Annotated in this window: 14 protein-coding genes; 6 read left to right on the top strand and 8 right to left on the bottom strand. The window is 57.1% G+C overall.

The features are described 5' to 3' along the window. Nucleotides 1-169 precede the first annotated feature (169 nt). Nucleotides 170-592: a secondary thiamine-phosphate synthase enzyme YjbQ gene (locus tag M9H61_RS02105; RefSeq protein ID WP_250283099.1), complete on the top strand. Its 423-nt coding sequence runs from the start codon at nucleotides 170-172 to the stop codon at nucleotides 590-592. Between the two features lie 6 nt (nucleotides 593-598). Here the strand turns inward: M9H61_RS02105 and M9H61_RS02100 are convergent, their stop codons facing one another. The 3 genes from M9H61_RS02100 to M9H61_RS02090 form a co-directional block, all read right to left on the bottom strand. Then, the gene (locus M9H61_RS02100) at nucleotides 599-1219 is read right to left on the bottom strand and encodes a TetR/AcrR family transcriptional regulator (RefSeq protein WP_101245973.1); all 621 of its coding nucleotides are present in this window, start codon (nucleotides 1217-1219) and stop codon (nucleotides 599-601) included. 96 nt (nucleotides 1220-1315) lie between these two features. Then, nucleotides 1316-3043, bottom strand: coding sequence for a phosphoethanolamine transferase (locus M9H61_RS02095; protein WP_250283097.1), 1728 nt, complete (start codon nucleotides 3041-3043; stop codon nucleotides 1316-1318). 157 nt (nucleotides 3044-3200) lie between these two features. Continuing rightward, nucleotides 3201-4100, bottom strand: a complete 900-nt coding sequence (locus M9H61_RS02090) for a DMT family transporter (RefSeq protein ID WP_101245971.1) — start codon at nucleotides 4098-4100, stop codon at nucleotides 3201-3203. A gap of 290 nt (nucleotides 4101-4390) precedes the next feature. On the opposite strand from M9H61_RS02090, the gene M9H61_RS02085 reads away from it, so the two are divergent. Together M9H61_RS02085 and M9H61_RS02080 are read left to right on the top strand one after the other, a co-directional pair. After that, nucleotides 4391-4855, top strand: coding sequence for a RidA family protein (locus M9H61_RS02085; RefSeq protein WP_228195955.1), 465 nt, complete (start codon nucleotides 4391-4393; stop codon nucleotides 4853-4855). A 163-nt stretch (nucleotides 4856-5018) separates the two neighbouring features. Then, nucleotides 5019-5930: an NAD-dependent epimerase/dehydratase family protein gene (locus M9H61_RS02080; protein WP_250283095.1), complete on the top strand. Its 912-nt coding sequence runs from the start codon at nucleotides 5019-5021 to the stop codon at nucleotides 5928-5930. On the opposite strand, the gene M9H61_RS02075 is transcribed toward M9H61_RS02080, so the two are convergent. Then, the gene (locus M9H61_RS02075; protein WP_101246413.1) at nucleotides 5927-6253 is read right to left on the bottom strand and encodes a multidrug efflux SMR transporter; all 327 of its coding nucleotides are present in this window, start codon (nucleotides 6251-6253) and stop codon (nucleotides 5927-5929) included. The two genes, M9H61_RS02080 and M9H61_RS02075, sit on opposite strands and share 4 nt — an antisense overlap. A 769-nt stretch (nucleotides 6254-7022) precedes the next feature. Here M9H61_RS02075 and M9H61_RS02070 point away from each other — a divergent pair. Next, nucleotides 7023-8213 (top strand): FAD-dependent oxidoreductase, encoded by a 1191-nt coding sequence (locus M9H61_RS02070; protein WP_101245968.1) that lies wholly within the window; start codon nucleotides 7023-7025, stop codon nucleotides 8211-8213. Between the two features lie 87 nt (nucleotides 8214-8300). Here the strand turns inward: M9H61_RS02070 and M9H61_RS02065 are convergent, their stop codons facing one another. Both M9H61_RS02065 and M9H61_RS02060 read right to left on the bottom strand, forming a co-directional pair. Next, nucleotides 8301-9692: an ATP-binding protein gene (locus tag M9H61_RS02065; RefSeq protein ID WP_250283093.1), complete on the bottom strand. Its 1392-nt coding sequence runs from the start codon at nucleotides 9690-9692 to the stop codon at nucleotides 8301-8303. Nucleotides 9693-9704: 12 nt separating this feature from the next. After that, nucleotides 9705-10358 (bottom strand): response regulator transcription factor, encoded by a 654-nt coding sequence (locus M9H61_RS02060; protein ID WP_068518067.1) that lies wholly within the window; start codon nucleotides 10356-10358, stop codon nucleotides 9705-9707. A 261-nt stretch (nucleotides 10359-10619) separates the two neighbouring features. On the opposite strand from M9H61_RS02060, the gene M9H61_RS02055 reads away from it, so the two are divergent. Beyond that, nucleotides 10620-10931, top strand: coding sequence for a PepSY domain-containing protein (locus M9H61_RS02055; protein WP_068518068.1), 312 nt, complete (start codon nucleotides 10620-10622; stop codon nucleotides 10929-10931). Between the two features lie 99 nt (nucleotides 10932-11030). Next, nucleotides 11031-11564 carry a cytochrome b/b6 domain-containing protein gene (locus tag M9H61_RS02050; protein ID WP_250283091.1) on the top strand — a complete coding sequence of 178 codons (534 nt, stop codon included), beginning with the start codon at nucleotides 11031-11033 and terminating at the stop codon, nucleotides 11562-11564. A gap of 114 nt (nucleotides 11565-11678) precedes the next feature. Here M9H61_RS02050 and M9H61_RS02045 read toward each other — a convergent pair whose 3' ends face one another. Both M9H61_RS02045 and M9H61_RS02040 read right to left on the bottom strand, forming a co-directional pair. Next, nucleotides 11679-12230, bottom strand: coding sequence for a sugar O-acetyltransferase (locus M9H61_RS02045; protein ID WP_250283089.1), 552 nt, complete (start codon nucleotides 12228-12230; stop codon nucleotides 11679-11681). A 146-nt stretch (nucleotides 12231-12376) separates the two neighbouring features. Next, on the bottom strand, nucleotides 12377-13522 hold the full coding sequence (locus M9H61_RS02040; protein WP_250283087.1) for a patatin-like phospholipase family protein: 1146 nt from the start codon (nucleotides 13520-13522) through the stop codon (nucleotides 12377-12379). Nucleotides 13523-13532 lie beyond the last annotated feature (10 nt).

Genomic DNA, 13532 nt, shown 5'->3' with positions numbered 1-13532 from the left:
ACCGGCCGTTTGCGTCAAGTGGCAATATTGTGGCACGGATAACATGCTGAAAACGCGATGGTTTTACTGCCCCCGCCAACAAACATGACAGCCCCCTTGTCAGCAACAGATCGCACTTCTACCATCACCGCCAGACCAATTTCCCGTCAATGACAGGCAAGATGAAACGATGCTGCGTCAGGATCAATGCACCCTTGAAATCAAAACCGGTACCCAGGGACTGACTGAAATCACCGATCAGGTGCAATCATGGGTCGCCTCGACCGGCATTGCACGTGGTCAGTTGACGGTCTTTGTCCGCCACACATCGGCCAGCCTGACCATTCAGGAAAATGCCGATCCCGATGTGCGTCTTGATCTGGAAACATTCTTTGGCCGGCTGGTTCAGGAAAATCCGAGCCTTTATCGCCACACCTGCGAAGGCCCCGATGACATGCCCGCCCACATCAAATCGGCCCTGACTGATGTGTCCCTTACCATTCCGATTGCCGATGGCTTTGCCATGCTTGGCACCTGGCAGGGCATCTATCTGTTCGAACATCGCCACGCCCCGCATCGGCGCCAGGTCATCCTGCATCTGATCGGGCAATAGGTCCGGTTACGCCGCACATTCGGGTTTGCGGGCCCAAAGTCCGATTGTCTGGACCTCGATCAGTTCGCGCAGCGTCGCACACATGTCTTCGCAGTCGAAATTCTGCGTGCTCATATGTTCGTGGATCGTAAACAGAAACAGCGCCATCAGGCTTTTGCGGATCAGGGTCGGTGACAGATCCGGGTTCAATTCCCCCGAAAGCTGCGCTTCTTCGATCAGATCGGTAATCGCCTTGATCAGGCCGCTGCGCTGCATCATGTCATGCACCGCCCCCTTGCGCGGCGCAAAGGTCAGCTGGCGCATGATCACGTTCCAAAGTGTCGGATGAAGGCCGATCTGGGTAAAGCGGTATGACGCCACATGCATCAGCTTGTCGACAAAACACCATTCCGGGTCCATCGTATAAAGACCCTTTTCAATGGCTTCGGCCAGTTGTGTGGTCACACAGCTGATGATCAGTTCTTCCTTGGTCGAAAAGTGATGAAAAATCGTCCCTTCGGCGACCCCGGCCCGCTTGGCGATTTCGCGCGTCGATGCCTCCTCGAAATCACCGCTTTCAAGGATGCCCCGCGCCGCCTCAAGTATCTTCTGACGGGTTTCTTCACGTCTGGTTGCCCGAATGCTCATCGGGACCCTCCAACTCATCAAGCAAACTCACTGAGTTCACTCAACTAATACGAAGTGCCCCGTCTGTCAATTCCTTGCGGGCCTTGTCCCGGCACCTTACTGCCGTTGCGGACCGGCCGCGGACACTGTTGCAAGGGCCGCTTCAACGGCCCCGTCGCGCCGCCCTGCCATGTCGGCATCGTTGGCGGCACAGCGCGCCAGAATATCCTTGGCCGACTGATAAAGCCCGGTTTCGACTCCCATGACGCCAAGCACGGTTGAAAACAGATTGTCATGGGAAAACGCGCCATTTTGCGCCTGATCACCAAGGCACTCCTGCCCGACCGCGCGCGCGGTCTGATATCCATCGGACATCCACATCATCATCGGCACATGGGTCTGTTCATCCGGGGCCAGCATATAGGGCGCGCCATGCAGATAAAGCCCGCCTTCGCCAAGCGATTCCCCGTGATCGGACACATAAAGCAACACGGTGTTATAGCGATCCTCATAGGATTTAAGCTTCGCCACCAGTTCCGCCACCACATAATCGGTATAGCGGATCGTATTGTCATAGGTATTGATCAGCTCGCGGGCGCTGCAATTTTCAATATCGCTGCGCGGGCAGTCCGGCGCAAAGGCACGATGGGCTTCGGGATAACGTTTGTAATAGGTCGGCCCGTGGCTGCCCATCAGGTGAAAGGCAATAAGCTGATCGACCGGCTTATCTGCCACCTGCTGATCAAGGTTGCGCAACATCACCTCGTCATAACAGGTGCCAAGAACGCATTCTTCGGGAAACGCATCGGCTGAAATCTCGATGTTAGGAATGCGGTCGCAGACCCCCTTGCAGCCCTCGTCATTATCCTTCCACAGGACCTTAACCCCGGCACGCTGCAACACATCCATCAGGCTTTCACTGTGGCGCGCGATTTCACCGTCATAATTGGCATGATCCATCGGCGAAAACATGCAGGGAACCGAAACCGCCGTCGCCGTACCACAGGATTGCACATTCTGGAACGCCAGAAGCCCGTCAATCTGACTGGTAAAGGGCGATGTCGGGCGATCATACCCGTTGGCCGCCACACTTTGCGCCCGCGCGGTTTCCCCGATCACCAGAAACATCAATGTCGGCTTGGTCTTTCCCGGTGCGGCGACAAGACGCGCATCCTCGCCGATCTTGCGAAACGGCATATCGGCATAAAGATAGCGCCGCTTGACCAGCTGGATCGTCCCGGTGATGAAATTTGACGGGATGATCTCCTTGCCCAGCACCTTGTTATTGCGCCCGACCGATGCATAATCCTTGAAATAAAGGCCCCCAATTCCGCCCAGCAACACCAGCGGCACAAGCATCATGACAATGCGCTGCCCGACCCCGCGCAACACTGTCGACGGATAGCGCACTGGCACGATCAAAAGAATACATACCGGCATAATACCGGTCGCCACAAACCACAACAGGGCCGGCACACTGAAATAGGATGCCGCTTCAAGCTGGTTGGTTTCGATCACGTTTTCCATCATGCCGCGATCAAACACGATGCCGTATTTCATCATCCCGTAATGGGCAAGCGCACTTGTGACAATCAGCACCACGAAAAACGGCTTGAACAGATAGCGCCACGAAAACGGCGTAAACACCACAAGCGACGCCAAAATCAGCACAAACGGCGCACTGATCGCAAATCCGCGGTCATAGGCACCAAGCGCGCCCAGAATGTCATAGAAATGACCAAGCACCCTGGCATTGAGAACCAGCGTGAAAAAGACCGCCAGCACAACAAGAACAATACGATAATCAATCGGTGGAATTTTCGGTACGAACCGGGAACGGGGCATAAAGGCCTACCTGCTATCTGGGCACATCCACCCCGCAGCAGAAAGCGCACCTCAACAGATGCCCTGCGGGGCGATTGGTCCTTGACCAACCCCGCAACATTTAAAGCCCCAACCTGACAGCAACCTGAAAGATGTGCGCTGGCAACAACCGCCCCGGTCAGGCCGATGCACCAACCCGCATCCGGCGCACTTCACGAATACCAAGATAGCTGTGAAACACCAGTGTCACGATCACAACCGATCCGCAAATCAGTGTCGTGTTGCTTGGCACTTCACCGATAAACAGCCACACCAGAAACGATCCGAAAATCGCCTCGTTCAGCATGATCAGTCCGACCTCGGCTGCCGGTATTTTGCGCGCCCCTGCCGAAATGAACAGAAACGATACCGGCAACACCCAAAAGCCCAGCATCGCCAGCCACAACCAATCCATGCCGGTGACAGTGAACGGCTCCGCTGTTGGCAGCAAAATCACCGCCCCCAGAACAGCGCCCAGCAACATTGCCTTGATTTCATTGATTTCGGGCTTGGCCCCGATCACGTTGAAAAACCCGGCCATGCAGGTCGCCGTCCCCAGCGCCAGAAGATCGCCAAGCGCATTCTTGCCGCCAAACCCGGCCCCGACAATCATGCCCAGTGCCGCCAGCACGACAAAGGATGCCACCCAGGTCCGCATCGGTTGTCCGCGCTTGAAGATGAAGACCCCCATCACCCCGGCAATCAGCGGGGTTGCGGCAATGATCACCAGCGTATTGGCCGCATCGGTATTGCGCACCGACAAAATGAAAAAGATCGTCGTGCCGCAATAAAACAAGGCTGCTGGGATCTCGGCCCTGCCCGGCGTGACCGATTGCAAAACACCTTCGCCGCGCCGCTGCCCTTTCCACAAGGCCAGCATCAGGGTCGCAACACTCAACAATGCCAGACGCCAGAACGACGCCGTCATGTCATCGACTTCAATCAGCCGGATCAACAGCGCATCCGGGCAAATCACCAGTACCCCGATCAGGGCAAGCCACCCGCCATGCAAATTTCCGATCTGGTCGCGCAATGCCATAAAGTCCCCTTTGGCGAACTGGTTTCATTCCAAACATGTGCCCGGCATCTGCCACCGGCACCGGTTGTTGTGCATACAGTTTTGCGGTGCTTTGCCGCCCGGCACAATTTGATTTTTCTCAACTATCGGTGAAATGCGGCACCGCAGCAATGCCCAATCCCTGCCATCGTCATAAATCCCCGATGACCGACGAACCAAAAGAAACTGTTTTGTTCGGCGGTCAGGATCGGTAAGTTTGCCTCAAACGAGGGTTCCGACCCTGTGCCACCACAGTCTGAAGGATGGAAATCATGGCTGGTAAAATCGACGCACGTCTTGCCGAACTTGGCATCACCCTGCCCAATGCCACCGCACCGGTTGCGAATTATGTGCCCTATGTTGTCTCGAACAATCTGGTTCACATTTCCGGTCAGATCACCATGGAAAATGGCGAACTGAAATTTGTCGGCAAACTCGGCAAGGATTATCAGGTCGAAGACGGCCAAAAGGCCGCCCGCCTGTGCGCGCTCAACCTGGTTGCCCAGCTCAAGGCTGCGATCGGCGACCTTGATAAGGTCACCCGCGTTGTCAAACTCAATGCCTTTGTCAATTCCGCCCCGGAATTCACCGATCAGCCCAAAGTCGTCAATGGCGCGTCTGACACCATGGTCGAAATATTTGGCGATGTCGGCAAACATGCCCGCTCCGCTGTGGGTGTGGCATCGCTTCCGCTTGGCGTTGCGGTTGAAATTGACGGCATTTTCGAAGTCGCCTGATCAAATCGCCGATCACAATTTCAAAGCCGGGCATTTGCCCGGCTTTTTTGTTTGCCCGGATTTTGATTGCCCCGATAAAACCGCTTGACCTCAATCGCGGTTGAGGTCGGAAAACACCGCCTGTGGCCATCGCCAAATCTGTTCTCACAGGAAGGAATTTCAGATGCGTGTTTTTGTTACCGGCGGAACCGGGCTGATCGGCTCGGCACTTGTTGACAGCCTGATTTCCCGTCAATACCGGGTCTTTGCGCTGGCCCGATCTGAAACCGCCTGCACCAGATTGCGCGCGATCGGGGCAGTTCCGATCCATGGCGATCTGACCGATCCGGCCCGCTGGTGTGCGACCCTGCCACCCGTTGATGCGGTCATTCATGCGGCCTGCGATTTTTCCGATGCCATGACCGATATCGACCGCACCCTGCTTGATCATCTGATCCCGGCGATGCACGCCATGCCCGGACCTGTGCGCTTCCTCTATACCGGTGGCAGTTGGTTGTTTGCGCAAACCCCGCCCGGACAGTCAATCGATGAAGGCAGCCCCTTTGATCCGCTGCCCGAATTTCAATGGATGTGTTCGGGGATTGATCGCGTGCTGGGCGATGAACGATTGCACGGCATCATCATTCATCCAGGCTGTGTTTATGCCACCGGGCGGCACGGGCATTACGGGCTTCTTGGCCGTGATCTGCAAACCGCACGTACCAATAACCGCGTCACCCTGATCGGTGATGGCGATGTGACCTTGCCGATGGTTCATGCCGATGATCTGGCCGATCTTTATTGTCTGGCCCTTGGCAACGCCACCCGCGGTTCAAGCTATTTCGGGGTTGCGATCAATGATCTGACCAACCGTGCGCTGGCCGGTCTGATCGCCCGCCATGTCGGCACGCCCGATTGCCAGATTGATGCGATCACGGTGCAAACCGCAATGACGCGACTGGGCCGCTGGGCGGCGGGACTTGCCCGCCATCAAACCATGACCGCGACAAAGGCCGTCAGCGATCTTGGCTGGAATCCGGCTCATTGCGATCTTGAAAATGATCTGCGCCGGATCGGCATGCAATTTCGGGATTAGCTTTCCGAACTGATCGCCTTTAATCCGACCACACCGCCAATGATCATCAACAGGAAAACACCCTTAAGGGCGGTCATCGGCTCCTTGAAAAACACCAGCCCGATGATCGCGACGGCCGCCGTGCCAAGCCCCGACCACACCGCATAGGCCGTGCTGATCGGCAAGACCTTCAAGGTCAGCGCCAGCACCCAAAAGCTCAGCCCGTACATCACAAGTGTCAGGACCGAAAATTTCAGGTCGGTAAATCCGTTGGAAAATTTAAGCGACACGGTCCCGATCACTTCAAGACCGATCGCGCCCATCAAATAGACCCAGGCGAGCATGGCAAATATCCTGCACATAAAGGTGGTGGCAACAAACGCCCGCCCAAAATGCCCGATCCATCCTTCCGGTGCAATCCCGCCCGCCACATGCCTGCTGTGACATGCCCCCGGAACGGCCTGAACCATCCCGAACATCCGCTGCAACACACCCACCACCTGCACCACTCACGTAACACGCCGGCACTCCCAAACCACCAACACCCGCGAACAATCCCGTCCCCCAACACATACCCGCCACGCAGTCACGCGAACGCTACCCGTCCTTCGTCACAAGCCCGCACCCGCCCGCAAAAGACCGCCCCGTTCACCCCCAACACCGACACCAACACGGATGCCTTGGGCAGCGATACCCCGCCCCAAACATCATCCAACACCCCACCAGCAGCCGCCTTCATCGCCCGTCACGCCCCGAACCACCTCACGGCATCACCACATCACGGCACCACCACACTACAGCCTCCCCGCCTCACGACATCAAAACACCACTGCAACACTGCAACTCAGCACCACCAGCTCGCCTCCTGCTCCGACGCCCCGAACACCTCCCGTCCCCGATACGATGCCTCTTGCACCTTCCTGCTGCTTGCTGCTTGCTGCTTGCTGCTTGCACGATCAATCGGATGGTGGATGGAATGCGTATAGCAAGACGATCTGTATCAAGACATTTGGCAAAACAATTGCGTATAGTCCGCCAAACGGGCACATTGCCCGACATCAAATGTATGGCTTTGGCCGTTGCATTTTGCCGTGAAGACAGGAAAGACCGATCATGATCGAAACCGATATTCTGATTGCTGGTGGCGGGATCGCCGGAATGAGTGCAGCCGCACGGTTTGCGGCCGACGGACATCAGATCGTGATTGTTGATCCGGCCCCCGCCGACATTGGCGAAGGCACGGATTTGCGGACCACCGCCTTTCTTGAGCCGGGCATCGAAACCCTGAAAAAGGCCGGTGTCTGGGATGCGATCAAACCGACCGGGGCGGAACTTCGCGTCATGCGGATCGTCGATGCCGGCGGTTCCGAATGGCAACCGCGCGAAACCGCCGATTTTGACGGGGCCGAAACCAAACAGGGATTTTTCGGCTGGAACGTTTCAAACAAGGCGGCCCGCGTTGCCCTGATGGCCCGTCTGGCCGAACTTGAAAATGTCGATTTCCGGTTTTCGACCACGGTAACCGGCTTCAAAAGCACTGCGCGTTTTGGCGAAGTCACGCTGTCTGATGGTGAAACCGTCCGGGCCAAAGTCGTGATCGCCGCCGATGGCCGCAATTCCAGCTTGCGCGACATGGCCGGGATCAAACACAAACGCTGGGCCTATGATCAAAGCGCGCTGGTCTTTGTCGTCACCCATGACAAGCCGCATGACAATATCTCGACCGAAATCCACCGCACCGGCGGGCCGCTGACACTGGTGCCGATGCCCGATCTTGATGGCAAGCCGTGCTCGTCCGTGGTCTGGATGACGCCTGCGGCCCGGGCCGATGAGCTTAATGCCATGAGTGACGATGCATTGTCCGCCGAAATCACCCATGACACCATGAACCTGTTTGGTCCGCTAAGCGTCGCATCCCCGCGGGCGGTCTGGCCAATGATCGCACAGATCCCCACCCGTCTGATTGCCGCCCGTCTTGCCCTGATCGCCGAGGCCGCCCACGTCGTGCCGCCGATTGGCGCACAAGGGCTGAATATGAGCCTGCATGACATCGAAACCCTGGCCGAACTGATGGCAAAGGCCAAGCTGCACGGCAAGGATATCGGCGAAACCCCGCTTCTGAAATCCTATGAACGCCGCCAGTTGCCCAAAACCGTGATGCGGGTCGGCGGTATCGATATCCTGAACCGCGCATCGATGCTTGAACCCAAACCGTTGCGCGACCTGCGTCTGGCTGGCCTGTCGGCAATCAACCGCATCAGCCCGCTTCGCAAACTGGCCATCAAGGTCGGGGTCGGCAAATAGCCTGCACCATCTTCGCGGTTATCGCGCTTATCGCTGATATCGCGATATCAATGACGCAAAGGCCACCTTCGGGCGGCCTTTTTGCATTCAGCTTTGATGCAGGATCAATTCCGCCATGAAACCGTCCGTCTTGCCCGGACGCGGCGAATAAAGGTTCAGCTCGGACCGTGTATTGCGCACGATCGCATCAACGATGGCAAGTCCAAGCCCCGCCCCGTCCCCGCTGTTATGGGACCGTTTGAACCGGGTTTTAAGATCATCAAGATTGCCCGCCGCGATCGCCGGTCCGCCATTGGCGACCCGGATGATGTGGCGATCTGTGACCGTAATCTCGACCGGCTGGTTCTTTGCCCCGTGTCTGAACGCATTTTCAATCAGATTGCGCAAACAGATGGCAAAGGCATCATGGTCGATATTGGCCTCAAGCGTTGCCACCGCGTCGCTGTCATAGACGATATCACCACCATCAATTCCCGCACGCATCAGATCATCAATCACCAGCAAAAGCGTCGATCCAAGCTTCTGATCATGCCCGGTCGGGCTAAAGCCGCCGCCCGCTTCGGCCCGCGCCAGCTGCAAAAGCTTTTCGGCCAGCCGCGACAACCGTTTAAGCGATGCCTCGGTCTGAAGGGCGCGCTTGCGGCTTTCATGTCCTTCGGGCAGTTCAAGCACAAGCCGCTGGGTCTGTGCCAGGGCTGCGGCAATCGGGGTGCGCAATTCATGGGCGCTGTTGGCGGTAAAGCTGCGCTCGACATTCAGCGCTGCCTCAAGCTTGCCCATCAGGCTGTTGACCGCCGATACGATGGTGGTGATTTCTTCGGGGGCTTCTTCCTGTTCAATCGGCGTCAGGTTGCCTTCGCCGCGCGCCTCGATCTCGTCGCGGACCCGCTGTACCGGCACAAGCCCCTGACGCACGCCAAGGATAATCCCGATAATCACCGTCGGGATCAGAAGCGCAATCGGCAAAAACTGTGCCGCCACACTTTCAAGGATTGCCTCATGGCGATGCTCAAGCGGCTCTGCCACCTGCATGTAAAGCTGCCCGTCGCCACTGCGGGCGGTATAAATCCGGAAATCGTCATCCTGATAAAACCCGACCGCCACAGGGGCGGAAAACGGTGCGGCCATGGCATTATGCGACCGCAACAGCACATCCCCGTTAGCCGCCCGCAACTGATAAAGCAGGTAATCGGCGACATTTTCCTCGTCCCCGTCATTATCGGTGCTTGCCACTTGATCGGCCGGGGTTGGCATCACCACCATGGATGATCCGTCCCAATGGGCATCGAAATAAAACCGCATAAGGGTCGAACCCCGCCGGGCGGTTTCAACAAGCCCGGTATCGGCCGCCTCTTCAAGCTCGTGATACATGCTATAGGCCGCAAGAACCGACCCTGCGATCCAGCACAGCGCGACAATGATCGTCAGCCGCTTGGTCAGGATGAATTGCAGGCTGTTTTGCTGCTTGATTTTCATCATGCCGGCCCCGCCCTATACCCGATAACCCACACCGCGCACGGTCTTGATCACATCGCGTCCAAGCTTGCGGCGCACCCGGCTGACATAAACTTCAACCGTATTGCTTTCAATTTCCGCCCCGAATTCATAAAGCGCTTCTTCAAGCTGGCGTTTTGACAATGTCTGACCGGGGCGGCGCACCATCTGGTCAAGCAACGCCCATTCGCGCGATGTCAGATCGGTCTGCACCCCGTCCACCAGAACGGTCCGCCCGGCAAGGTCAACCTCGACCCCGCCATCAAGGGTGACAAACGGATTGGGATTGCCGCTATAACGCCGCGCAACCGCGGCCAGACGGGCCGATAATTCATTCAGATCAAACGGCTTGACCAGATAATCATCCGCCCCGGCATTCAGCCCGGCAATCCGGTCGGAAATCTGATCCTGGGCGGTCAGAATGATACAGGGAATGGCCGATCCACGCCGCCTGAGCCCGCGCAAAAGATCAAGCCCGCTGCCATCTGGCAAATTAAGATCAAGCAATAGCACATCATAATTGGTGGTGCGCATCATGATCTCGGCATCGGTGACATTTTCGCTGTGATCCACCGCCTCGCCACTGGCCAGCAAATGATCGCGCACTGCCTCGCCCAGCATGATCTCGTCTTCGACCAGAAGAATTCGCAACGATTTTCCATCCACGATATCTGCACCAGACCGTTATTGAAACAAACCGTCTGGCTATGCCCCTGTCCTGACAGCAACCTGAACAGCACACATGGCTGCCTTCAGTTGGCTGTCAGGAAACACCGTCATTCTTGTTCCTGTTCGGCGCATCGTTGACACGGCACATCCCGGAAATGTCCGTCACATCGCCTGCGTCCGCCGGAATTCCTGCATCGTTCCCTCTGCCGGATCCGCATCCAACAGTTATGAAGGATTATGCCCATGAAAAGAACTGTTTTCCCAACCGCCCTTTTTGCCGTTGCCATCACCGCCCTTCTGGCCGGGGCGGTTGCGTCCCTTTCCTCGACTGCGGCCTTTGCCGACGAGGATTACTGCAAAGTTCCGAAATCGGAATGGAAAACCACCGACGAACTCAAGGCCAAGCTGACCGGCGAAGGCTGGGACGTCCGTAAGATCAAGGAAGACGAAGGCTGCTTTGAAGTTTACGCCATCGACAGCGACGGCAAGAAAATCGAAGCCTATTTCGATCCGGCATCTTTCGTGATCGTCAAACAGGATGGCGAAGACGACTGATCCCCAAAGTCAGTTGTTGCCATATCCGGGTGTTTCTGGCGGCGCCAATAGTCCCCCGCGTCGCCGGAAACGCTTTCTGTCTGTCTGAAAGGAACCATCATGTCGATCAAGGTCTGGGATCCGTTCATCCGCCTGTTTCACTGGGGATTGGCAACAAGCTTCCTGATCGCCTGGATCACGGCCGATGAATGGCACGCCCTTCATCACTGGGCCGGTTATGCTGCCGGGTGCCTGATTGCGCTGCGTCTGGTCTGGGGATTGGTCGGTACGCACTATGCCCGCTTTGCCCAGTTCATCAAGGGCCCGGCAACCACACTTGGCTATCTTGGCGATATCGCGCGCGGTCGTGAACACCGCTATATCGGCCATAATCCGGCCGGGGCGGCCATGATCATCGCCCTGCTGCTTGCCATGGGTGGCTGTGCCTTTACCGGTTGGCTTTACACCACCGATGCCTTCTGGGGCTCTGATGCCGTCGAACATATCCATGAATTTCTGGCCAACGGCCTGCTTGCGCTTGTGCTGCTGCATATTGGCGGTGTGCTGCTGGCAAGTCTGCGCCATCACGAAAACCTGATCCGCGCCATGATTACCGGGCACAAACGCCGCCCGATGTCTGACGATATCGCCTGAATTCGAACTTTCCCTCATACTGCAAACTTGCGGCGGCCGGTCCTCAACCCCTTCTGGCTGCCGCTTTTTTTTTTGGGGGGGGGATTTTGGGGAAAAGTCAAAGCGATCCGAAGATCACCCGATGGCCCGTGCCGGATTACCGACAACCGTGGCTCCCGGCGCAACATCGCGGGTCACCACCGACCCGGCCCCGACAATCGCATCATTGCCGATGGTAATACCCGGCAGAATGATCGCGCCGCCACCGATCCACACATTTTCCCCGATCGTCACCGGCTTTCCGACTTCAAGATGTTCCTTGCGCAATTGCGGATCACGATGATGGTCCGCACAGTAAATCTGCACATTGGGGCCCAGCATCGAATGATCGCCGATATGGACCGGTGCGGTATCAAGGATCACGCAACCGACATTCAAAAACACATCACGTCCCAGATGGATATTGATGCCATAGGCACAATGAAACCGCGCTTCGATCCGCACATCATCTGCACAGGCCGGAAACAGGGCGCGCAAGGATGGCCCGATATTGCCGCGCTCTGCCGGGGACAGCACGCTATGCTCGTGACAAGCTTCAAGCGCGCGGCGGCGCAGGGCCGAAAGCTCCGGATCAAGGCAGCTATACCATTCCCCTGCCTGCATTTTCTCAAATTCGGTTTTGGACATTTCCGGTCGCACTTTGTTGGTTCTATCGGGCGGTTTGTGTTTGGACTGCCTTCTCTGGACTGCCAGTCTCCGGGCGCCATGTATCTGGTGCAGACAGACAAGCCTACGCCCCGCACGCGCAATGTGCAATCGCCCAACCGAGGATCTCAGGACGTATAATCGGGCGCAAACAGATCAAGATCAAGCGACGGCCTGACACCGATATCGCGGCGATGGCGGCTCAGAAACGCGCTTGCCGCCTCCCGCCCGAGATCGCGCAACATGGTCATGAAGCTCCATTCCGCATTGAGTTTCGAGGAATGATCAAGATCGAGCATATCTTCACTGGCAATACAATGCATCCGCATCGCCCCCCATTTGGCGGCTTCGCACATATGTTCGGGCGCATCCTTACGCAGGATCGAAATCATCCGCAGCTCTTTCATCAGGCTGCTGTTAAATGAAACCTCATTAAGCCGGTTGGCAATTTCACGTGACGTTTTGGGCACACCCGGTCGCCGGACCGGATTGATCTGCACCAGCACCGTATCATCGGACCCGCATTCGAGCACCAGCGGGCCAAGGCTCGGATTGCCGGTATAACCGCCATCCCAATAAGGTACGCCATCAATCTCGACCGCCTTGTAGATCGTTGGCAAACAGGCCGATGCCAGCAACACATCAACCGTGATATCGGGATTACGAAATACCCGCCCCTGCCCGGTTTCAACATTGGTCGCGGTGATAAACAGCTTGGCCGGGCTACTGTTCAACGCCTTGAAATCCACGACCTCTGTCAGGATCGCGGCCAATGGATTATCCCCCGCCGGATTAAGGTCATAGGGCGAAAACATCTTGGCACTCATATCCAGCCACATATAGGCCAGCGAGTTTTCAAGCGACCAGTTGCCAAACAGAATATCAATCGGGCTGCGTTGCAGCGGGCTGAACCGCGCGGCTTCGGACACCGCGCGCCAAAAGGTTTCAAGATCGGCCCGTGCACCTTCATAACCGCCCCTGGCAACCCCCGACGTCACCACAGCCGCATTCATCGCCCCGGCCGAGGTCCCCGAAATCGCCTCGATGCTCAGTTCCTCATCCTCAAGCAACCGGTCCAGAACACCCCATGTAAACGCCCCGTGCGACCCGCCCCCCTGAAGGGCAAGACTGATATTCTTGCGCGGCTTTTTGCCCGCACTGGCACTCGCACTGGCACTGGCACTGGCACCCGGACCACCCCCGGCATCAGCTCCGCCATCAGCCCCCTTTTCGGTTTCCGTATCCGTCCCCGTATCCGCGCCCTTCGCACTCATACCGCCTCCT

The organism is Thalassospira sp. GO-4 (assembly GCF_023588965.1).
Lineage (GTDB): Bacteria > Pseudomonadota > Alphaproteobacteria > Rhodospirillales > Thalassospiraceae > Thalassospira > Thalassospira povalilytica.
Note: the sequence above shows the minus strand (reverse complement) of the source record. Positions and strands in the feature narration are given on the sequence as shown.

Bases quoted from the DNA above. Each gene is read 5' to 3' on its own strand.
- M9H61_RS02105 (WP_250283099.1), top strand. From the start codon at position 170: ATGCTGCGTCAGGATCAATGCACCCTTGAAATCAAAACCGGTACCCAG.
- M9H61_RS02100 (WP_101245973.1), bottom strand. From the start codon at position 1,219: ATGAGCATTCGGGCAACCAGACGTGAAGAAACCCGTCAGAAGATACTT.
- M9H61_RS02095 (WP_250283097.1), bottom strand. From the start codon at position 3,043: ATGCCCCGTTCCCGGTTCGTACCGAAAATTCCACCGATTGATTATCGT.
- M9H61_RS02090 (WP_101245971.1), bottom strand. From the start codon at position 4,100: ATGGCATTGCGCGACCAGATCGGAAATTTGCATGGCGGGTGGCTTGCC.
- M9H61_RS02085 (WP_228195955.1), top strand. From the start codon at position 4,391: ATGGCTGGTAAAATCGACGCACGTCTTGCCGAACTTGGCATCACCCTG.
- M9H61_RS02080 (WP_250283095.1), top strand. From the start codon at position 5,019: ATGCGTGTTTTTGTTACCGGCGGAACCGGGCTGATCGGCTCGGCACTT.
- M9H61_RS02075 (WP_101246413.1), bottom strand. From the start codon at position 6,253: ATGCTCGCCTGGGTCTATTTGATGGGCGCGATCGGTCTTGAAGTGATC.
- M9H61_RS02070 (WP_101245968.1), top strand. From the start codon at position 7,023: ATGATCGAAACCGATATTCTGATTGCTGGTGGCGGGATCGCCGGAATG.
- M9H61_RS02065 (WP_250283093.1), bottom strand. From the start codon at position 9,692: ATGATGAAAATCAAGCAGCAAAACAGCCTGCAATTCATCCTGACCAAG.
- M9H61_RS02055 (WP_068518068.1), top strand. From the start codon at position 10,620: ATGAAAAGAACTGTTTTCCCAACCGCCCTTTTTGCCGTTGCCATCACC.
- M9H61_RS02050 (WP_250283091.1), top strand. From the start codon at position 11,031: ATGTCGATCAAGGTCTGGGATCCGTTCATCCGCCTGTTTCACTGGGGA.
- M9H61_RS02045 (WP_250283089.1), bottom strand. From the start codon at position 12,230: ATGTCCAAAACCGAATTTGAGAAAATGCAGGCAGGGGAATGGTATAGC.
- M9H61_RS02040 (WP_250283087.1), bottom strand. From the start codon at position 13,522: ATGAGTGCGAAGGGCGCGGATACGGGGACGGATACGGAAACCGAAAAG.